The sequence below is a fragment of the Micrococcus sp. APC 4021 genome (assembly GCF_030407635.1).
In the GTDB taxonomy this organism is placed as follows: Bacteria; Actinomycetota; Actinomycetes; order Actinomycetales; family Micrococcaceae; genus Micrococcus; species Micrococcus luteus.
The window spans coordinates 1-1,054 of the sequence record NZ_JASDCZ010000225.1; the positions used below are offsets into that span (position 1 = coordinate 1).

Below are 1,054 nucleotides of genomic sequence, written 5' to 3' on the forward strand. Positions count from 1 at the left end.
GTTAGCTTCGGCGAAGCGGAGAACTTAAGCCCCAGTAAACGGCGGTGGTAACTATAACCATCCTAAGGTAGCGAAATTCCTTGTCGGGTAAGTTCCGACCTGCACGAATGGAGTAACGACTTCCCCGCTGTCTCAACCATGAACTCGGCGAAATTGCATTACGAGTAAAGATGCTCGTTACGCGCAGAAGGACGGAAAGACCCCGTGACCTTTACTATAGTTTGGTATTGGTATTCGGTGTGACTTGTGTAGGATAGGTGGGAGACTGTGAAGCGGGCACGCCAGTGTTCGTGGAGTCGCCGTTGAAATACCACTCTGGTCACTCTGGATATCTAACTTCGGCCCGTGATCCGGGTCAGGGACAGTGCCTGATGGGTAGTTTAACTGGGGCGGTTGCCTCCCAAAATGTAACGGAGGCGCCCAAAGGTTCCCTCAGCCTGGTTGGCAATCAGGTGTCGAGTGCAAGTGCACAAGGGAGCTTGACTGTGAGAGTGGCAGCTCGAGCAGGGACGAAAGTCGGGACTAGTGATCCGGCGGCTCGTTGTGGAACGGCCGTCGCTCAACGGATAAAAGGTACCTCGGGGATAACAGGCTGATCTTGCCCAAGAGTCCATATCGACGGCATGGTTTGGCACCTCGATGTCGGCTCGTCGCATCCTGGGGCTGGAGTAGGTCCCAAGGGTTGGGCTGTTCGCCCATTAAAGCGGTACGCGAGCTGGGTTCAGAACGTCGTGAGACAGTTCGGTCCCTATCCTCTGCGCGCGTTGGAAATTTGAGAAGGTCTGTCCTTAGTACGAGAGGACCGGGACGGACGAACCTCTGGTATGTCAGTTGTACCGCCAGGTGCATGGCTGATTAGCTACGTTCGGGATGGATAACCGCTGAAAGCATCTAAGCGGGAAGCCGGCTTCGAGATGAGATTTCCTTGCCCCTTTGAGGGTGTGAGGCCCCCAGCTAGAACACTGGGTTGATAGGCTGGATGTGGAAGCGAGGACTGAAGACTCGTGAAGCTGACCAGTACTAATAGGCCGATGACTTACACACACTCTTATCC

At 54.6% G+C, this 1,054-nt stretch carries 1 rRNA gene; it reads left to right on the top strand.

Features of this window, described 5'->3' with window-relative positions:
- Positions 1-1,044: ribosomal RNA gene (locus QL983_RS11315) — 23S ribosomal RNA — on the top strand; the annotation flags it as partial.
- Between the last annotated feature and the right edge of the window lie 10 nt (positions 1,045-1,054).